The following is an 18,388-nucleotide window of genomic DNA, read 5'->3' as shown; positions in this document are numbered from 1 at the left end:
AGGGCCCGCCCCGGGCCAGGTCGCTGCTCCTGGCACAGGGCGGGCCGGTGTCGCCGGGGCGCTCAGACTTCGACGGGCTCGTTCACGCTCTCCCCTTCGGGCTCCTCCGGGGAGTCGGCCGTGCTGAGCACGAGTCCGTCCCCGTCGGCCGCGGCGCGCACTGCGACCGTCTGGCCGTCCTGCACCTGGCCGCGCAGGATGAGGCGCGCGAGACCGTCCCCGATCTCCTTCTGGACCAGCCGCTTCAGCGGCCGCGCCCCGTACATCGGGTCGAAGCCCTCCTCGGCGAGCCAGCGCGTGGCTCCCTCGTCCACGTCCAGGCTGATCCGACGCTCGGCGAGGCGCTGGGCGACCTCGTCGATCTGCAGGGTGACGATGCTGCCGAGCTGCTCGCGGCTGAGCGCGTCGAACAGCACGATGTCGTCCAGGCGGTTGAGGAACTCGGGCTTGAAGGAGGCGCGCACCACCTGCATCACGCGGTCGTGCTTCTCCTGCGCGGTCAGCGCCTGATCCTGCAGCGCGTGGGCGCCGAGGTTCGAGGTGAGGATCAGGATCGTGGAGCGGAAGTCCACGGTCCGTCCCTGCCCGTCGGTGAGCCGGCCGTCGTCCAGGACCTGCAGCAGCACGTCGAAGACGTCCGGGTGGGCCTTCTCGACCTCGTCGAGCAGCACCACGGAGTAGGGGCGTCGCCGCACGGCCTCGGTGAGCTGGCCGCCCTCGTCGTAGCCGACATAGCCCGGAGGGGCGCCGACCAGGCGAGCGACCGTGTGCTTCTCGGAGTACTCCGACATGTCGATGCGGACCATCGCCCGCTCGTCGTCGAAGAGGAACTCGGCCAGAGCCTTGGCGAGCTCCGTCTTGCCCACGCCCGTGGGGCCGAGGAACAGGAACGACCCGGTGGGACGGTCGGGGTCGGAGATCCCGGCCCGGGCCCGGCGCACGGCGTCGGAGACCTCCGCGACCGCACGCTCCTGGCCGATCAGGCGCTTGCCGATCAGCGTCTCCATCCGCAGCAGCTTCTCGGTCTCGCCCTGCATCAGGCGGCCGGCGGGGATGCCGGTCCAGGCGGAGACGACATCGGCGATGTCATCGGGGCCGACGTGGTCGGCGACCATGGGTCGCTCGTCCTCGCCCTGTTCACGGCCCTCCTGGGCCTCGGCCTCCCGCAGCTGCTCCTTGAGCGCGGGGATGTCGCCGTAGAGGATCTTCGAGGCGGCGGTCAGGTCGCCCTCGCGCTGCGCGCGGTCGGCCTGCATGCGCAGCTGCTCGAGCTGCGCCTTGAGGTCTCCGACCAGGTTCAGCCCGGCCTTCTCCCGCTCCCAGCGGGCCGCGAGCTCGTCCATCTGCTCGGTGCGGTCGGCGAGCTGCGAGCGGACGGAGTCCAGGCGCGCCAGGGCGCCGGGGTCCTCGCTCCCGGCGAGCGCGAGCTCCTCCATCTTCAGCCGGTCCACCTGTCGGCGCAGGATGTCCAGCGACTCGGGCGAGGAGTCCAGCTCCATGCGCTGTCGCGAGGCGGCCTCGTCGATCAGGTCGATCGCTTTGTCGGGCAGCTGCCGTCCGGAGATGAAGCGGGCGGAGAGGGAGGCGGCGGCGACCAGCGCGGAGTCGGTGATCGCCACCTTGTGGTGCGCCTCGTACTTGTCCTTGAGCCCGCGCAGGATCGTCACGGTGTCCTCGACGCTCGGCTCGCCGACCAGCACCTGCTGGAAGCGTCGCTCGAGCGCGGGGTCCTTCTCGATGTTCTCGCGGTACTCGTCCAGCGTCGTCGCGCCGACCATGCGCAGCTCGCCGCGGGCGAGCATGGGCTTGAGCATGTTCCCGGCGTCCATGGAGCCGTCGCCGGAGCCGCCCGCGCCGACCACGGTGTGCAGCTCGTCGATGAAGGTGATGATCTGCCCGTTGCTGGTGCGGATCTCCTCGAGCACGGCCTTCATGCGCTCCTCGAACTCGCCGCGATACTTGGAGCCGGCGACCATCGAGGAGAGGTCCAGGGAGATCAGGCGCTTGCCGCGCAGGGAGTCGGGGACGTCGCCGGCGACGATGCGCTGGGCGAGGCCCTCGACGACGGCGGTCTTGCCCACGCCCGGCTCGCCGATGAGGACAGGATTGTTCTTCGTGCGGCGGCTGAGCACCTGCACGACGCGGCGGATCTCGGCATCGCGGCCGATCACGGGGTCCAGCCGGCCCTCCCGGGCCTGTTCGGTGAGGTCGATGCCGAACTTCTCGAGGCTCTGGAAGGTGCTCTCGGGGTTCTGCGTGTCCATCTGGTTCATGCGGTCATCTCCTGCGGTCAGTGTGCGGACGGCATCGCGGAGTGCGTCGGGGGTGGCGCCGACGCCGCTGAGCAGCCTCGAGGCCGCGTCCTTGCCGAGTGCGATGCCGATCAGCAGATGCTCGGTGGACAGGTACGTGCGGCGGGCGGAGTCGGCCTCGTGGCGTGCCGCCTCGAGGGCGTCGTAGCCGGTGCCGACGAAGGTCGGGGAGGCCTCCGCGCCGCCGCCGGAGACGCGGGGCAGGGCGCCGACCGCCTCCTCGGCGCGGCGACGGACGTCGCGGGCGTCCGCACCGGTCTGCTCGAGCGCGGCGCGGGCGATGCCGTCGGCCTGCGCGGCGAGCGCCCACAGCAGGTGCATCGAGCTGATCTGCGGGTTGCCGAGCTCGACGGCCTTCTCCGCCGCAGCGGTGACGGCTTCCTGCGAGCGGGTGGTGAACTGGAACTCCACGGTGCTCCTTCTGCGATGCGGGCTCGGCGGTGCGGGCCCCTGGTCGGTGGTCCGGTCTGGATTCCGGGCGGTGCTCTGAGCGGGAGAGCTCCTCCCGGCATGCTCAGGTCAACGTCGCCAGGGTTGAGTCTATTCCGCTCAACCTTGGGATGTCCCCCGCGAGTCGTCCGCTCGCGTGCACGTCGCCGGCTCGTCCACATCCCGGGGTCCGACCCGCTGCGCAGGAACCGGCCGCTGTAGCATCGGGCGGGAGCCGCGCACCGTCCGTCCGGGGGAACCGACGCCGACGGGGCGTCGGCGGCGTCTGCATCCCCCTCCCCAGAGACCGAGGCACCCATGTCCCAGCCCCCGCCCCCGCCGCAGAGCGGCCAGCACCCGCCCGACGGTCGGCACCAGCCCACCGGCAGGCCGCGGCAGGGCGCTCCGCAGGCTGCGTCGGGCGCACCCTCCTTCCAGCAGCAACCGCGGTACATCGACTACGGCAGTCCCCGCGCCTACGACACCTCGGTGCGCCCCGCCTCGGGGCTGACGGCGGCGCGCTACGCCCCGGCGCCGATCCAGCGCCCCGCTCAGGCCCAGCCGCAGTCCGCCTGGTCCACCCAGACCCGGCGCGTGGAGCAGGTCTCGCAGGCCCCGACCTCGCTGCCGGCCGTGAGCATCCTGGTGTGGATCGCGATGGTCGTGCTGGGCTTCGCCCTGCTGCTGGTGCTGGGCTACTTCTTCCTCGACTTCCTGCTCAGCTCCAGGGCGAACGCCGCCTGGTGGCCGGTCACGGCCTTCCTGGCCGGGATCTCGCTGGTCGTGATCGCGCTGGTGATGTTCCTCGCCGACCGCTGGGACCCGCAGCCCGTGCCGCTGCTGCTCATCGCGGTCTTCTGGGGCGCGGCGATCGCGGCCTTCACGAGCTACTGGCTGAACACCCTGAACTCGCTGCTGGTCTACTGGGTCACCGGGAGCGGCGCAGCCGCCGAGTTCGCGGGTCCCGTCTTCAGCGCTCCCCTGGTCGAGGAGACCACCAAGGGCGCGGGCCTGCTGCTGCTGATGCTGCTGGCACGGCGGTACTTCAACGGCCCGATGGACGGGCTGATCTACGGCTCGCTGATCGGCGGCGGCTTCGCGTTCACCGAGAACATCATCTACTACAGCCGCATCCTCGAGGAGGCCGGCGGCGCAGGGGTGCTGATCCTCTTCATCATGCGGGGCGTGCTGAACATCTTCGGCCACGCGATCTACACCGCGTGCACCGGCATCATCGTCGGCTTCGTGGCCCGCAAGTGGGGCACGGCGATGGGCTTCCTCGTGTTCATCCCCGCGCTGATCCCCGGCATGCTGCTGCACGGGCTGTGGAACCTCTCCGCCTCCCTCGGCGGAGGCATCCCCGTCATGCTCGTGATGTACGGCCTCCAAGCCCTCATCTCCTTCGTCTTCCTGCTGGTCATCGTGCTGCTCATCTGGGACGAGTCCCGCCTGACGCGAGTGCGGCTGGGCGACTACGCGAACCAGGGCTGGCTCACCCACGAGGAGGTCGACATGCTCGCGACCTGGAAGGGCCGACGCGAGGGCAAGCGCTGGGCGTCCCAGATCGGCGCGAAGCCGGTGATGAAGAAGTTCATCCGCGAGAGCGCCGACCTCGCCTCGATCCGCCAGCGCCTCCTGGCCGACGGCGCGAACCCGAAGGTCGTCGCCACCGAGCGGACGCTGCTCGGGCGGCTGACGGCCAATCGGCAGGAGCTGCTCTCCCACGCCCGCTGAGCGATTCCGCCGCGCAGGTCCCGCCTCGAGCCTTCGGGGCGGGACCGGCGTCGTCCCGGGCCGCCACCCGATCCTCAGCGCTCCTCGTGCCGTGGCGGAAGGTGTCGCCCGCGCAGCCGATCGAACTGCCGCCGCTCGCGCTTGGTGGGCCGCCCCGTGCCCCGTGCGCGGCGCGGCGGAGCCGCGGCCAGCTGCGGGGCCGGTTCGGGGCTGTGGTCCTCGTAGGCCTCGCGGGCGATCGGCGCACCGACCCGCTTCGTGAGGATCCTGGTGACCACGACGATCCGCTCCCGGCCCGGGGAGCGCACCCGCAGCTCATCGCCCACGACGATCTTCTGCGCGGCCTTGACGGGGTCGCCGTTGCGGCGCACGTGCCCTCCGCGGCAGGCGGCGGTCGCGGCCGAGCGGGTGGGCATCAGCCGAGCACTCCACAGCCACACGTCCAGGCGCACGGACTGCGGTCCGTCCGCGGCGATCGGGCCGCTCCCCTGTCCCGTGCTCATGCGGCGCGGGGGACGCGCGCCGGCGGCCAGGGATCGTGCTCCTCGAGCTGGGCGGCGAGGGAGAGCAGCAGCGGTTCCTCCCCCGGCCGGGTCGCGCCGAGATGGACGCCGAAGGGCAGCTCCACCCCGTCGAGCTCCTCGCGGTGCAGCGGCACCGACAGCGCGGCGGTGCCGAGCATGTTCCAGGTGCTGGTCCAGGGTGTGAAGGCGCACTGGGCGGCGAAGTCGTCCGCCCCGTCGGGCAGCTGGAGCGTCTCGGGGAACGCTGGCGGGGCGGCGAGCGAGGGGGTGAGCACCACGTCGAAGGCGGCGAGGTCCTCGAGGATGCGGCGGGCGAGGGACTGCACCCCCGAGAACGCCTCGGCGAGCTGCACCCCGGAGTAGCCGCGGCCCTGCTCGCGCAGCCACCGGGTCAGCTCCAGCAGCTGCCCCTCCTGGGACTCGCTCAGCGGGATGCTCGCCGCGCCGACCGTCCACAGCGGCATGAACGCCCGCCACTCCTGCGGGGTGAGGGGCGCGGGGATCTCCTCGGTCCGGTGGCCGAGGTCCGCCAGCAGGCGCACCGCGCGCTCGAGGCCCCTCAGCGCCGCGGGGTGGACGTCGGTCTCGGCGGCCAGCGGCTCGCGCAGCACGGCGATCCGCAGCGGGGGCGGGGCCTCGCCGTGCAGGAGCTGCTCGAGGAACGAGCCGGGGCGGGCGGGCGCCGGCATGAAGTCCCCCGGGCGGGAGCCGGCCATGAGGTCGAGGCCCGCGGCGAGGTCGCGCACCTCCCGGGCGAGGACGCCGTCGGTGACCAGTCCCATGCCCTCGCCGCCGTGGGGACCGGGCGAGATCAGGCCCCGAGACGGCTTCAGCCCGAGGACGCCGCAGCAGGCGGCGGGGATCCGGGCCGAGCCGCCGCCGTCGGAGCCGTGCGCGATCGGCACGACGCCGCCGGCGACTGCGGCGGCCGCTCCGCCGCTGGATCCGCCGGCGGTGCGCCGCAGGTCCCACGGCGTGCGAGCCGGTGCGCCGGTCGCGGGCTCGGTGTAGCAGGGCATCCCGAACTCGGGCGTCGTCGTCTTCCCGACGGTCAGGGTGCCGCCGTCGAGGATCTTCTGCGCGACGCCGTCGGTGACGGTCGCGATGTTCCCGCGCAGTGCGGCGCTGCCCGCCTCGAAGGGGGCGCCGGCGAGCTGGGTGAGGTCCTTCAGCGGCAGCGGCACGCCGAGCAGCGGATGGGTGCGGGCGAGATCCTCGAGGGTGCCGTCGCGGCGCGCGGCGGCCAGACGCTCGGCGGCCTCGCGGGCCTGGGTGCGGGTGAGCTCCTCGAGCAGGTGCGCGAACGCCCCGGTCTCGGCGCCGACGGTGCGGGCGGCCGCGAGGGTCTCCTCGGCCAGGGCCGTCGCCTCGAGCTCGCCGCTGCGCAGCGCCGCGGCCGTGGCGAGGCCGCCGCGGGGATCCTGCGCGGTCACCGCCGGGCCCCTTCGCGGGCGTCCTGCCCCTGCCGTCGTTCGGCCCGCACGTGCTCGAGGATCCCGTCGACGGCCTCGGCGATCTGCTCCCAGGCGAGCTCGAAGTCGCTCTCGTCCCCGTACCAGGGATCGCGGATCCCGGTGTCCTCGACAGGCTCGGGCGCGAAGTCGCGGACCATGTGCAGCGTGCGCTCGGCCCGCTCGGCGCCGAGCTCCTCGCGGATCGGGCCCACGTGGTCGTGGTCCAGGGCCAGGACGAGGTCCGCCCGCTGCAGCTCCTCGCGGTCCATCCGTCGGGCGCGGTGGCCCGCGGGATCGATGCCGTGCTCGCGCAGGAGCGCACCGGCGCGAGGATCGATCGGGTTCCCCCTCTCCCAGCCGGTGGTGCCGGCGGAGGTGATCTCGACCTGCCCGGCGAGGTCGCTCGTCTCGACCGCCTCGCGCAGCGCGTACTCGGCCAGCGGCGAGCGGCAGATGTTGCCGGTGCAGACGGTCATGATGCGGTAGGTCAACGTCACTCCTCGCCAGGGGCGGTATCGGGGGCGTCGGGGGTGGTCCCGGAGGTCTCCAGCAGGTCCGCGTACTCGGGATGACGCTCGACGTACCCGCGCACGAACCAGCAGGTGGGGCGGATGCTCAGGCCGCGGGCGCGGCTGTCCTCCAGGGCGAAGCGGACGATCGCGGAGCCGATGCCGCGACCGGAGCGGTCCGGGGCGACGACGGTCGAGCGCAGATCCCGCACGGCTCCCTCGTCCTCGAAGGCGAGGACGGCCACGACGGTCTCGCCCTCGTAGGCGGCGAAGCGGTCGCGATCGTCGTCGTGGACCAGGCGCACCGCGCCCTGATCGGCGGAGGTCTCATCCATGCCGGTCACGGTACACTGCCGCTCATGCCCTCGCCCCTGATCTGGCACATCACCGAGCTGTCCGCCTGGGAGGCGGCGGTCCCGGAGGGCGTCTACACCCGTGCGACGCGCGGCCGGGATCTCGCCCAGGAGGGCTTCCTCCACGCTTCCTGGCCCGAGCAGGTCTCGAAGGTCGCCAAACGCGTCTTCCCCGACCGCCCCTCCGATCTGGTGATCCTCGAGATCGACGTGGGCCGGGTCGAGTCGGCCGGGATCGCGGTGGACATCGAGGCCGACGTCGACGGGAAGGGCCGAGGGTACCCGCACATCATGGGTCCGCTCCCGGTCAGCGCCGTGGTGCGGCTGCGGCGCACGAAGTGGATCGGGCGGGAGTTCGTGGTCGTCGCCTGAGGACTGCGCCCTCGGTGCCCTGCACACCGGGTCGCTCCCCGCCCGCCTCTCGGACGCGCCCGCCGACCTCTCGGGCGTACCATCGGGCATGGCCAGATCACGTCGCTCCGCGAAGTATCTCGACATCCACCCCGAGGATCCGCAGCCCCGCCTCGTCGCGCAGGCAGTCGCCGCGCTCGAGGACGACGGCCTGATCGCCTATCCCACCGACTCCTGCTACGCACTGGGCTGCCGGCTCGGGAACGCCGACGGCCTCGAGCGGATCCGTCGCATCCGCCAGGTCGGCAAGGACCACCACTTCACCCTCGTCTGCGCTGACTTCGCGCAGCTGGGGCAGTACGTCCTGGTCTCCAACCCGACCTTCCGGCTGGTCAAGAACGCGACCCCGGGGCCGTACACCTTCATCCTCCCCGCCACGCGGGAGGTGCCGCGGAAGATGGCGCATCCGAAGAAGCACACCGTCGGGGCGCGGATCCCCGACCACCGGGTGGCGCATGCGCTGGTCGACGCGCTCGGCGAGCCGATCCTCTCCTCGACGCTGCTGCTGCCCGGGCAGGAGGATCCGCCCTCGGAGGGCTGGGTGGTCCAGGACCTGCTCGGGGAGCAGGTCGACGTCATCATCGACTCGGGCGAGGTCGGCATCGAGCCGACCACCGTCGTGGACCTCACCGGTGCGGAAGCGGTCATCGCGCGCGAGGGCGCCGGGGACATCGACCGCATCTGACCCGGCGGCTCGGCCGCGGTCAGACGCCCGCCCGCCGCCGACGGGAGCTGAGGACGCCGGAGAAGGCGAGGATCCCCAGCGCGTACACGGGCACCATCCACAGCGCGTAGCGCAGCGTGAGCGCGTCCGCGAGGGCGCCCACGATCGGCGGGGTGATGAAGAAGCCGAGGCGCGCGAGCCAGCCCACCACGGTGATGCCGACGCCGTGGGGCACGCCCGGGAGGTCATCGGCGGTGCGGAAGGCGGCGGGGAACAGCGTCGCGATCCCCCAGCCTGCGGCCGCGAAGCCGATCAGCGCCGTGGCCGGGGTGGGCAGCAGCAGCGCGAGGCTCATCCCCGCCAGCGCGATGAGCGCGCCGATCCGGGCGGTGAGACGGTCCCCCAGCCGGTCCACGATCGCATCGCCCGTGAAGCGCCCGATCGTCTGGGCACCCTGCAGGGCGACGAAGGCCATGCCGGCCAGGAACGGGGTCGCCTCGAAGGTCGAGCGCATGAACAGCGCGCCCCAGGTGTTGCCGGCGTCCTCGGTGGAGCCTGCGAACACGAGCACCATGCCCAGCGCCGCGACGAGCCCCAGGGAGCGCAGGCTCATCCCGGCGATGCGCCGCCCCGCGGGCGTCGCGGCGGCGGGCACCTCGGCGCCGGGGTCGGCCGACGGGGAGGACGCAGGCGCCGCCGCCGCGGCGGTGCTGCGCTCGGACGCGTCGTGGCCGGGCAGCAGCCGACGCCCGGCGCCGAGCACGAGCACGCCGAAGACGACCAGGCCGATCACTCCCTGGGCCCACAGCGGCAGCCCCGCCTGGGCGGCTGCCGCGCCGAGCAGCCCGCCGAGCACCGCGCCGAGGGACCACCACCCGTGATAGCTGTTCATGATGGAGCGGCGATAGCGGCGCTCGACCCGCATGCCGTGCGCGTTCATGGAGATGTCGGTGATCGCATCGGCCGCCTGGGCCAGCAGGAGCGCGAGCGTGAGCCACAGCCAGGAGCCGGAGACGTAGATCGCCAGGTGCGAGGTCGAGGCCAGCAGCTGGAAGGCCACGCTCGTGCGGGCCGAGCCGAAGCGGGACATGAGCCGGGCGGCGAACAGCCCGGCGAGGAGGCCGCCGAGCGGTCCGAGGCCCACGGCGAGCCCGAAGGCGGTGTTGCTCAGCCCGATCGAGTCCACGAGCTCCGGATAGCGCGGCAGGATCGCGCAGAAGGAGGCGCCGTTGAGGAAGAAGATGAGCGAGACGGCCCAGCGCGCATGGCGCGCATCGCGCGGGATCGCGGGACGCAGGGCTCCATCGGATGACGGGGAGTGAGCGTTCACGAGAACCCATTGTCCGCCATGTCACGCTCGCACGTCGCGCGGCACACGCCCGAGGTGCCGCCCCGTCGGCGACCGGACATGACTGTGCCCGGCCGCCACGAGGGCTGCCGGGCACCGTGGGGCCGGATGTCTCAGGTGAGGAAGCGCGGCACCAGGTCGAAGGCGCAGAACAGCGCCACCAGGCACATGGCCAGGCCGCCGATGAAGGTCGCGACCGTGAGGAGGGACATCACGTAGAGCCCGCCGACGAACAGCCCGAAGAGCACCAGGAACAGCACCACCGACAGGACGATGCTGTTGCCCTGCGAGGTCACGTTCTCGTCCCCGCGCCCGTGCGCGCGGCTCGTGTCCGCGACATGCTCGTTGCTCATGCTGCCTCTTTCCTGACTCTGCCCGGCCTCTGGCCGACGATGCGGCGTCCTCGGCGCCCGCCATCAGGTGCGGGCGGCCAGGACCATCCTAGACCAGCGCGCGGGTCCCGGCGGCCACCTCGCGGTGACGGATCGCGGTGAGCAGGCTCTCGAAGATCGCGGCGCCGTCCGTCCCGTCGATCTCCGGATGCCACTGCACCCCGATCACGCCCGCGCCGGAGGAGGCCTCGACCGCGAGCGGCAGCCCGCTCTCGTGGCGGGCCACGACGCGCAGGTCCCCGCGGACCTCCCGCACCCCCTGGTGGTGGAAGGCCGTGACCCGCGCGGAGGTCCCGAGCGCGAGGGCGAGGTCGCTGGCTGCGTCGATCTCGACCTCGACCCGGGTGGGTCGCTGTCCGGTCGCGGGATGGGCGGGCACGTCCTCGGGCAGGTGACGGTGCAGGCGGCCGCCCTCGGCGATGGTGATGATCTGCAGGCCGCGGCAGATGCCGAGCACCGGAACGCCGACCCGACGGGCGGTGCGGTAGAGCGCGGTCTCGAAGGCGTCGCGCGCGGGATCGGGGGTCATGTCGGTGGGCAGCGCGTCCTCGCCCCAGGCGACCGGGTCGAGGTCGGTGCCGCCGGTGAGGACCAGCCCGTCGAGCTCCGCGAGCTCGTCGTCGGTCCAGGGGTCCTGCGGGGACAGGACGACCGGCCGGGCCCCGGCCTCGCGCAGCGCGCGCACGTAGTGCTCGTTGACGACGACGGCCTCATGGCCCTCCCACGCACCGGACATCATGGTGCGGGTCCCCGCGGTCACGCCGATGAGCGGGCGACGAGTGCGCTGCGCCATGATGTTGTCCTTTCCGCAGTGGAGCCGGGTCACGTGCCGCCGATCGGCGACAGGACCCAGTCCACCTCCTCACCCCCTGCAGCGGCGAGCTGTGTGGCGGAATGTGACGGCGCGGGCGCTGGGCCGGTTCAGCGCACGAGCTCCCGCGCATGCGACTCGATGGCCTGGAGGTAGTAGCCGCGCAGCTGCTCGCTGAGCACCGGCCAGGTGCGCTTGCGCACGGACTCGACCGCGGCCGCGCCGAACGCCGCCCGCTTCGCGTCGTCGAAGAGCAGGTCCCCGGCGCGGTCGCGCAGCTCGTCGAGCATCCCGGGGGTGTACAGCCAGCCGGTGCGGCTCGGGCTGACCAGGTCCACGGGTCCGCCGCGGCGCGGTGCGATCACGGGCAGCCCCGAGGCCATGGCCTCCTGGATCGTCTGTCCGAAGGTCTCCAGCTCGCCGGGGTGGACGAAGAGGTCCGCGCTCGCCAGGTGCGCGGCGAGATCCGTCCCCGTGCGGAAGCCGGCGAAGCGCGCCCGCGGCATCTCGCGCCGCAGCGCCTCGCGCTCGGGGCCGTCGCCCACGATCAGCAGCCGCACCCCGGGCATGTCGTGCAGCACCCGCAGGTCGGCGACCTGCTTCTCCGGGGCGAGGCGGCCCATGTAGGCCACGAGCCGCTCCCCCGGCTCGGCGTAGCGGGCGCGCAGCGTCGAGCTGCGCAGGGAGGGGGAGAACAGGGAGGTGTCCACCCCGCGCCGCCACAGCCGCACCCGCTCGATGCCGTGCTCGAGCAGCTGTCCCCGCGTCGCGGTGGACGGGGCGAGGGTGAGGGATGCGCGGTTGTGCACGTCGCGCAGCAGCTGCCAGGAGGCGCTCTCGAGGAAGGACATGCCGTAGCGGGCGGTGAAGCCGGGGATGTCGGTCTGGTAGACCGCGACCGTCGGCACGCCGGCCTTCTGCGCCGCGACCATCGCGCGCCCGCCGAGGATGGTCGGCGAGGCGAGGTGGATGACATCGGGCTCGAACTCCTCGATGCGGCGGCGCAGGGCGGTCGCGCTCGTGGTCGCGATGCGCACCTCGGAGTAGCCCGGCATCGGGGCCGAGGCGATGCGGCGCACCCGCACCCGGCGCCCGCAGGAGGTGCGCAGGTGGGTGTCGGCCCCCGGCCACTTCGGGGCGATGATCTCGAGGTCGTCGCCCGAGGCGGCGAAGTGATCGGCGATCCGGAGTACCGAGTTGGTGACTCCGTTGATGTGCGGCAGGAACGATTCGGCGATGACGAGGATCCTCACGAGCTCGATGATGCTCCGGCCGCGTCGCCTCCGCGCCACACCCACGTGACGGCCCGGCGACGGCGAGATGAACTCTTCGGCCCGCGGTCGCCGGTCGCGCGCGGCCCGGCCGGGCACGGGCCGGCCCCGCGGGCGGCGTGCCTGCGGGGCCGGTGAGCTCAGGACCGCCGAGCGGTCACAGACGCGAGGAGGCCAGCGCCGCTCCCTCGACGAGCGAGGCGAGCTTCGCCCAGGCGATCTGGGGGTGGATGCGCCCGCCGAGACCGCAGTCGGTCGATCCGATCACGCGCTCGGGGCCGACGATCCGGGCGAAGCGCTCCAGTCGCTGGGCGACGAGCTCGGGGTGCTCGACCACGTTCGTTGCATGGGAGACGATCCCGGGCACGATCACCTTGTCCTCGGGCAGCTCGAGGTCCTGCCACACCGTCCACTCGTGCTCGTGCCGGACGTTCGCGGCCTCGAAGCTGTAGTACTTCGCGTCGATCTCGAGCAGCAGCGGGGCGAGGTGGCGGAACTCGATGTCGGTGGTGTGCGGTCCGTGCCAGGAGCCCCAGCAGAGGTGGAAGCGGGTCTGCTCGGTCGGCACGCCCTCGAGCGCCCGGTTCACGGCGTCCACGCGCTTGCGGGTGAACTCGAGATAGTCCTCGATGCTGGGCTCGGGGTTGATCTGGTCGAAGTTCTCGGCGATCGAGGGGTCGTCGACCTGCACGGTCAGCCCCGCCGCGGCGATCGCCTCGTACTCGGGGCGCATCACCTCCACCCAGGCGTCGAGGAAGGCGTCCACGTCGCCGTAGTGGTCGTCGTTGATGCGGCTGCCGGAGCCCGGCGAGAGCGAGTTGAGGAAGCCGTGCTCGTAGCCGGCCGCGTCCAGCGCCGACTTCACGTTGGCGATGTCCTGGGCGATCAGCTCGCGACCCGTGTCGGAGAAGGCGATCGGCCCGGTCGCGGCGGGGAAGGTGGGCTGGGAGCCGACGGTGATCCCGGAGGTCGGATCCTGGTAGGCCTCCGCGAAGATCGTCCAGTCTCGACGGTCGGGGAAGGTGGTCAGGCGCACGTCCCCGGGGGCGGAGCGGACGGGCTCGGAGGAGAAGTGGTCGCTGCCGGTGAGCTCGAGGCCGCTGACGCGGTCGAAGATGTACGACCACCACGAGCCGTAGTTCACCGCCGAGCCCATGAGGTGGCCGTACTCGCCGTCGTTGGGGAGCGAGATCCCGATCTCGCGCTGCTTCGCGACGACGTCGAGGACCGCCTGGCGCAGCACCTCGCGGAACTCCTCGGTCGGGGCGGGGGTCAGGCCGTCCTCGCCGACGGGGCGGGCGGCGTTGGCGGCGATGAGCTCCGGGCTGCGGGGCAGGGAGCCGGCGTGGGTGGTGAGGATCTCTGTCATGGCCCGAGCGTAGGACGCGATGACGGCCCGGCGGGAACCGGGCCGTCACAGCAGTTCACACGGCGTCTCCGAGGTGCCGCCGCGCAGTCAGTCCAGCGGCCAGGTGGGGACCAGGTTGCGGTCCCCGTAGGCCTGGTCGATTCGGCGCACCGGCGGCCAGTACTTCGACTGGATCCTCATCTGGGCGCTGTCGTGGACCGAGTCGTCCTCGGGCGCGGTCCAGGTGCCGGGATAGACGGCGACCTCGCGGGAGTAGGGGTGGGTCCACTCCCCCGTCGCGAGCGAGGCCGCGGTGTGCGGGGCGTTCACCAGCGGGTTGTCCTCGGCGGGCCAGGTGCCGGCGGCGACCTCCTCGGCCTCCTTCGCGATCATCAGCATCGCCTCGACGAAGCGGTCGATCTCGGCGAGGTCCTCGGACTCGGTCGGCTCGATCATGAGCGTCCCCGCGACGGGGAAGGACATCGTCGGGGCGTGGAAGCCGTAGTCGATCAGGCGCTTGGCGACGTCGTCGACCGTGATCCCGGTGCGCTCGGTGAAGGGGCGCAGGTCCACGATGCACTCGTGGGCGACCAGCCCGTTCTCCCCCGTGTACAGGATCTCGTAGGCCTCGGAGAGACGCCGGGCCGTGTAGTTGGCCGCGAGCACCGCGGAGCCGGTCGCATGGCGCAGCCCGTCCGGTCCCATGAGCCGGATGTAGGTCCAGGTGATCGGCAGGATCGAGGGCGAGCCGTAGGGGGCCTGGGAGACGGGGGCACCGCTGTGGGCCTGCTCCCCCGCGCCGGCGACCGGGTGCCGCTCGCGCTGCATCTCGGGATGGCCGGGCAGGAAGGGGGCCAGGTGCGCCTTGGCCGCGACGGGTCCGACGCCGGGGCCGCCGCCGCCGTGCGGGATGCAGAAGGTCTTGTGGAGGTTCAGGTGGGAGACGTCGCCGCCGAACTCGCCGGGCCTGGCCACCTGCAGCAGGGCGTTGAGGTTCGCGCCGTCGACGTAGACCTGGCCGCCCGCGTCGTGCACGAGCTCGCACACGGTGCGCACCTCCTCCTCGTACACGCCGTGCGTGGAGGGATAGGTGATCATGATCGCGGCGAGCTCGTCGCCGTGGTCCTTGATCTTCTGCCCCAGGTCCTCGAGGTCGATGTTGCCGTGGGCGTCGGAGGCGACGACCACCACCCGCAGGCCGGCGTTGACGGCGCTGGCGGCGTTGGTGCCGTGGGCGGAACTCGGGACCAGGCACACCTCGCGCCCGGACTCCCCGCGGGAGGCGTGATAGGCGCGGATCGCGAGCAATCCCGCGTACTCGCCCTGCGAGCCGGCGTTGGGCTGCAGGGACACGGTGTCGTAGCCGGTGAGATCGGCCAGCCAGGTCTCGAGCTGGGTGATCAGGTCGAGATAGCCCTCCACGTCCTCGCGCGGGGCGAAGGGGTGGATCGCGTTGAACCCCGCCCAGGTGATGCCGGCCATCTCGGTCGCGGAGTTGAGCTTCATCGTGCACGAGCCCAGCGGGATCATGCCCCGGTCCAATGCGAAATCTCGATCGGAGAGGCGGCGCAGGTAGCGCATCATCGCCGTCTCGGAGCGGAAGGAGGAGAAGACGGGATGGCGCAGGAAGGGGTCCTCGCGCACGAGGCCGTCCCAGCCGGCGCCGGAGCGGACCGCGGCGAGCTCCTGGCCGGGGGTCGGGGCGTGCGGGGCGAAGGCGGCGGCGATCGCCTCGAGATCGGCGGCGGTGATCGTCTCGTCCAGCGCGAGGTGGACGAGGTCATCGCCCTGGACCCGCACCAGGAAGCCGGCCTCGCGCAGCGAGGCGGCGACGTCGGCGGCCGCGCCGGTGGTGCGCACCTCGAGGGTGTCGAAGAAGCTCTCGGAGACCAGCTCGAAGCCGCTGCGACGCAGCAGGTCGGCGAGGGCGGCGGTGCGGTCGGCGACCGTGCGGCCGATCCGTGTCAGACCCTCGGGACCGTGGTACACGGCGTACATCGCGGCCATCACGGCCAGCAGCACCTGCGCGGTGGTGATCGAGCTGGTGGCCCTGTCGCGGCGGATGTGCTGCTCGCGGGTCTGGAGCGAGAGGCGGTAGGCGGGGTTGCCGTCGGCGTCACGGGAGACGCCGACCAGGCGGCCCGGCAGCTGCCGCTCGAGGCCCTTGCGCACCGCGACGAAGCCGGCGTGGGGCCCGCCGAAGCCGAGCGGGATCCCGAAGCGCTGGGTGGTGCCGACGGTGACGTCGGCACCGAGCGAGCCCGGGGAGGCAAGCATGGTCAGCGAGAGCAGGTCCGCGGCGACGATCGCCACGGCCTTGGTGGAGCGCACCTCGGCGATCACGTCGCGCGGGTCCCACACCCTCCCGGAGGCGCCGGGGTACTGGATCAGCGCGCCGAAGTACTCGCCCTCGGGCGCGCCGTCCGTGCGGAAGTCGACCTCGCGCAGCTCGATCCCGAGCCCCTCGGCGCGGCCGCGCAGCACGGCCTTGGTGGCGGGCAGGGCGTCGGCGTCGACGAGGAAGACGTTCCCGTTGCGCTTCGCGGTGCGGCGGGCGAGCATGAGCGCCTCCGCCGCGGAGGTCGCCTCGTCGAGCGTCGAGGCGCCCGAGACGTCCATCCCGGTGAGATCGCAGATCATGGTCTGGAAGGTCAGCAGCGCTTCGAGCCGGCCCTGGGAGATCTCGGGCTGGTACGGGGTGTAGGCGGTGTACCACGCGGGGTTCTCCAGCACGTTGCGCTGGATCACCGCGGGGGTGTGGGTGCCGTGGTAGCCCAGGCCGATCAGGGAGCGGCGCACGGTGTTGCGGTCCGCGAGGGCGCGGAGCTCCTCGAGCGCGGCGGGCTCGGTGATCCCGGCGGGGACGGAGGTCGCGTCCAGCGCGTCAGAGCCCTCGTCCAGGAGGATCGTCGAGGGCACCGCGGCGCGCAGCATCTCGTCGAGGGACTCGTAGCCCAGGACCTCCAGCATGTGGCGCTGGGCGTCGGGGTCGGCGCCGACGTGGCGGCGGACGAAGGAGTCGTGGTCGGGCTCAGGCGATGAGGTCATGGAGGAGTGCCCCTGGGGTTCTTCGTGAGGTGCGGGTTCGTGGCGGGGTCGCGACGGGGCGGCCCGGTGCCGGGCCGCCGCCCCGCGCTCAGGACCGGGTGAGGGCCGTGTACTCCTCGGCGCTGAGGAGGTCCTCGGGCAGCGCCTCGAAGGCGGCCTTCAGCAGCCAGCCCTCCCCGAAGGGCGAGGAGTTCACGAGCTCGGGAGCGTCGACCACGGCCTGGTTCACCTCGGTGACCGTGCCGTCGATCGGGGAGAACAGGTCCGAGACGGACTTGGTGGACTCGATCTCGCCCATCTCGGTGCCGGAGCTGATCTCGGCGCCGATCTCGGGCAGGTCGACGTAGACGACGTCGCCGAGCTGCTCGGCGGCGAAGTCGGTGACGCCGATGACGGCGACGCCGTCGGACTCGACGCGGACCCACTCGTGGTCCTTGCTGTAGAGGAGGTCTGCAGACATTTCCATGGTCCTTCCTGGGGACGGTCGGGGAACTCGGGACCGCTCAGACGCGGCGGTAGAAGGGCATCTCGACGACGCGGACCGGAAGGTCCTTGCCGCGCACGTCGACCACCAGCTCGGTGCCGACCTCGCTCGCGGCGGGGTCGACGTAGGCCATCGCGATGGGATGGCCGAGGGTCGGGGCGAGCGCCCCGGAGGTCACGGCGCCGACCTCGCTCCCGGACGCGTCGCGGACCGCGGAGCCGGCGCGCGCGGCGCGACGCCCCTCGGCGGCGAGCCCCACGAGCACGGGCAGGCCCTCGACCTCAGCGGCCTCGATGCCCGCGCGACCGACGAAGTCGCCCTTGGAGGCGAGCGCGACGATCCGACCCAGGCCGGCCTGGGAGGGCAGCAGCTCGCGGCCCAGCTCGTTGCCGTACAGCGGCATCCCGGCCTCGAGACGGAGCGTGTCGCGGCAGGCGAGGCCGCAGGGCACGAGGCGGTCGCCGCCCACGGCGGCGAGGCGCTCCCACAGCTCGACGGAGACCTCATCGCCGACGTACAGCTCGAAGCCGTCCTCACCGGTGTAGCCGGTGCGGGCCACGAGCAGCTCGCCGCCGCGGTACGTCCCCTCGGCGACGCGGTAGTACTTCATCGAGGTGAGGTCCTCGGCGGTGATCCCCGCGATCCCGGAGTCCTCGGAGGCGAGGAGGTCCACGAGGATCTGCTCGGCCGCGGGGCCCTGCACCGCGAGCAGCGAGGTGCGGTCGGAGGCGTCGTCGACCTCGACGTCGAAGCCGGCCGCGCGGGCGCGGAGCTCCTCGGCGTCGACGGCGGCGTTGGAGGCGTTGGCGACCACGAGGAAGTGCTCCTCGGCGAGCCGGTAGGTGATCACGTCGTCGATCACCCCGCCCTGCTCGGTCAGCAGCAACGAGTACTTCGCGCGCCCGATCCCCATCGCGGAGAGCTTCCCGGCGAGCGCGTGGTCGAGCGCCTCGGCCGACTGCGGGCCGCGCAGGTGGATCTCCCCCATGTGGCTGAGGTCGAACAGTCCCGCGCTCTCGCGCACGGCCCGGTGCTCGGCGAGGTCCGAGTCGTAGCGGACCGGCATCCGCCAGCCGGCGAAGTCCGTGAACATCGCTCCGAGCGACTCGTGGACCGCCTCCAGGGCGGTGCTGCGAAGGTCCTGGTCGACCATGGTGCTCCTACTCGTCCGTGGACCGCTGTCGCGTCCGTCCTGCTCGACCCGTGTCGCCCGATGCGGGGCCGGGCACCGACGCGCGGCGGCACGCCTGTGTGCCGCAGGCTCACCATACCGTCCCCGTCGGGGCCTCGCGGACC

At 72.7% G+C, this 18,388-nt stretch carries 16 protein-coding genes; 3 read left to right on the top strand and 13 right to left on the bottom strand.

From position 1 onward, the window contains the following. Positions 1-62 precede the first annotated feature (62 nt). Positions 63-2,723 (bottom strand): ATP-dependent Clp protease ATP-binding subunit, encoded by a 2,661-nt coding sequence (locus tag D1648_RS07110; protein WP_122940068.1) that lies wholly within the window; start codon positions 2,721-2,723, stop codon positions 63-65. Positions 2,724-3,059: 336 nt separating this feature from the next. Here D1648_RS07110 and D1648_RS07105 point away from each other — a divergent pair, with 336 nt between their 5' ends. Further along, the gene (locus D1648_RS07105) at positions 3,060-4,475 is read left to right on the top strand and encodes a PrsW family intramembrane metalloprotease (RefSeq protein ID WP_122940067.1); all 1,416 of its coding nucleotides are present in this window, start codon (positions 3,060-3,062) and stop codon (positions 4,473-4,475) included. 74 nt (positions 4,476-4,549) lie between these two features. Here the strand turns inward: D1648_RS07105 and D1648_RS07100 are convergent, their stop codons facing one another. Genes D1648_RS07100 through D1648_RS07085 form a run of 4 tightly spaced genes read right to left on the bottom strand, consistent with a single transcriptional unit; the run spans position 4,550 to position 7,297 of the window. Beyond that, a complete protein-coding gene (locus D1648_RS07100) occupies positions 4,550-4,978 on the bottom strand; it encodes an RNA-binding S4 domain-containing protein (protein WP_164518608.1) in 429 nt (142 codons plus the stop codon). Next, a complete protein-coding gene (locus D1648_RS07095; protein WP_122940066.1) occupies positions 4,975-6,432 on the bottom strand; it encodes an amidase in 1,458 nt (485 codons plus the stop codon). The genes D1648_RS07100 and D1648_RS07095 overlap by 4 nt, the downstream gene beginning before the upstream one ends. Continuing rightward, positions 6,429-6,950: a low molecular weight phosphotyrosine protein phosphatase gene (locus tag D1648_RS07090; protein WP_241155381.1), complete on the bottom strand. Its 522-nt coding sequence runs from the start codon at positions 6,948-6,950 to the stop codon at positions 6,429-6,431. Before D1648_RS07090 ends, D1648_RS07095 begins: the two co-directional genes overlap by 4 nt. Then, the gene (locus D1648_RS07085) at positions 6,947-7,297 is read right to left on the bottom strand and encodes a GNAT family N-acetyltransferase (RefSeq protein WP_122940064.1); all 351 of its coding nucleotides are present in this window, start codon (positions 7,295-7,297) and stop codon (positions 6,947-6,949) included. Before D1648_RS07085 ends, D1648_RS07090 begins: the two co-directional genes overlap by 4 nt. Positions 7,298-7,321: 24 nt before the next feature. On the opposite strand from D1648_RS07085, the gene D1648_RS07080 reads away from it, so the two are divergent. After that, on the top strand, positions 7,322-7,687 hold the full coding sequence (locus tag D1648_RS07080) for a DUF952 domain-containing protein (protein ID WP_122940063.1): 366 nt from the start codon (positions 7,322-7,324) through the stop codon (positions 7,685-7,687). A gap of 88 nt (positions 7,688-7,775) precedes the next feature. Further along, the gene (locus D1648_RS07075) at positions 7,776-8,411 is read left to right on the top strand and encodes an L-threonylcarbamoyladenylate synthase (RefSeq protein ID WP_122940062.1); all 636 of its coding nucleotides are present in this window, start codon (positions 7,776-7,778) and stop codon (positions 8,409-8,411) included. A 19-nt stretch (positions 8,412-8,430) separates the two neighbouring features. Here D1648_RS07075 and D1648_RS07070 read toward each other — a convergent pair whose 3' ends face one another. The 8 genes from D1648_RS07070 to gcvT all read right to left on the bottom strand — a co-directional run bounded on the left by D1648_RS07070 (position 8,431) and on the right by gcvT (position 18,245). Further along, the gene (locus D1648_RS07070; protein ID WP_122940061.1) at positions 8,431-9,720 is read right to left on the bottom strand and encodes an MFS transporter; all 1,290 of its coding nucleotides are present in this window, start codon (positions 9,718-9,720) and stop codon (positions 8,431-8,433) included. Between the two features lie 131 nt (positions 9,721-9,851). After that, the gene (locus D1648_RS07065; protein ID WP_122940060.1) at positions 9,852-10,091 is read right to left on the bottom strand and encodes a hypothetical protein; all 240 of its coding nucleotides are present in this window, start codon (positions 10,089-10,091) and stop codon (positions 9,852-9,854) included. An 88-nt stretch (positions 10,092-10,179) separates the two neighbouring features. Then, positions 10,180-10,923 carry a gamma-glutamyl-gamma-aminobutyrate hydrolase family protein gene (locus tag D1648_RS07060; protein ID WP_122940059.1) on the bottom strand — a complete coding sequence of 248 codons (744 nt, stop codon included), beginning with the start codon at positions 10,921-10,923 and terminating at the stop codon, positions 10,180-10,182. A 128-nt stretch (positions 10,924-11,051) separates the two neighbouring features. Then, entirely contained in the window at positions 11,052-12,194 is a 1,143-nt protein-coding gene (locus D1648_RS07055) for a glycosyltransferase family 1 protein (protein ID WP_122940323.1), read from the bottom strand. 175 nt (positions 12,195-12,369) lie between these two features. Then, the gene (locus D1648_RS07050) at positions 12,370-13,581 is read right to left on the bottom strand and encodes a cobalamin-independent methionine synthase II family protein (RefSeq protein WP_122940058.1); all 1,212 of its coding nucleotides are present in this window, start codon (positions 13,579-13,581) and stop codon (positions 12,370-12,372) included. Between the two features lie 87 nt (positions 13,582-13,668). Next, entirely contained in the window at positions 13,669-16,608 is a 2,940-nt protein-coding gene (gcvP, locus tag D1648_RS07045; protein WP_122940057.1) for an aminomethyl-transferring glycine dehydrogenase, read from the bottom strand. An 88-nt stretch (positions 16,609-16,696) separates the two neighbouring features. After that, on the bottom strand, positions 16,697-17,068 hold the full coding sequence (gene gcvH, locus D1648_RS07040; RefSeq protein ID WP_122940056.1) for a glycine cleavage system protein GcvH: 372 nt from the start codon (positions 17,066-17,068) through the stop codon (positions 16,697-16,699). Positions 17,069-17,111: 43 nt separating this feature from the next. Beyond that, positions 17,112-18,245: a glycine cleavage system aminomethyltransferase GcvT gene (gcvT, locus tag D1648_RS07035; RefSeq protein WP_122940055.1), complete on the bottom strand. Its 1,134-nt coding sequence runs from the start codon at positions 18,243-18,245 to the stop codon at positions 17,112-17,114. Positions 18,246-18,388: the final 143 nt, after the last annotated feature.

It is taken from the genome of Brachybacterium sp. EE-P12 (assembly GCF_003711805.1).
In the GTDB taxonomy this organism is placed as follows: domain Bacteria; phylum Actinomycetota; class Actinomycetes; order Actinomycetales; family Dermabacteraceae; genus Brachybacterium.
The sequence above is the reverse complement of the archived record's forward strand: the minus strand, read 5'-3'. Positions and strand labels throughout refer to the sequence as shown.

Coding starts and splice junctions, on each gene's coding strand:
- D1648_RS07060 (WP_122940059.1), bottom strand. CDS start 10,923: ATGGCGCAGCGCACTCGTCGCCCGCTCATCGGCGTGACCGCGGGGACC.
- D1648_RS07100 (WP_164518608.1), bottom strand. CDS start 4,978: ATGAGCACGGGACAGGGGAGCGGCCCGATCGCCGCGGACGGACCGCAG.
- gcvP (WP_122940057.1), bottom strand. CDS start 16,608: ATGACCTCATCGCCTGAGCCCGACCACGACTCCTTCGTCCGCCGCCAC.
- D1648_RS07065 (WP_122940060.1), bottom strand. CDS start 10,091: ATGAGCAACGAGCATGTCGCGGACACGAGCCGCGCGCACGGGCGCGGG.
- gcvH (WP_122940056.1), bottom strand. CDS start 17,068: ATGTCTGCAGACCTCCTCTACAGCAAGGACCACGAGTGGGTCCGCGTC.
- D1648_RS07050 (WP_122940058.1), bottom strand. CDS start 13,581: ATGACAGAGATCCTCACCACCCACGCCGGCTCCCTGCCCCGCAGCCCG.
- D1648_RS07105 (WP_122940067.1), top strand. CDS start 3,060: ATGTCCCAGCCCCCGCCCCCGCCGCAGAGCGGCCAGCACCCGCCCGAC.
- gcvT (WP_122940055.1), bottom strand. CDS start 18,245: ATGGTCGACCAGGACCTTCGCAGCACCGCCCTGGAGGCGGTCCACGAG.
- D1648_RS07080 (WP_122940063.1), top strand. CDS start 7,322: ATGCCCTCGCCCCTGATCTGGCACATCACCGAGCTGTCCGCCTGGGAG.
- D1648_RS07075 (WP_122940062.1), top strand. CDS start 7,776: ATGGCCAGATCACGTCGCTCCGCGAAGTATCTCGACATCCACCCCGAG.
- D1648_RS07085 (WP_122940064.1), bottom strand. CDS start 7,297: ATGGATGAGACCTCCGCCGATCAGGGCGCGGTGCGCCTGGTCCACGAC.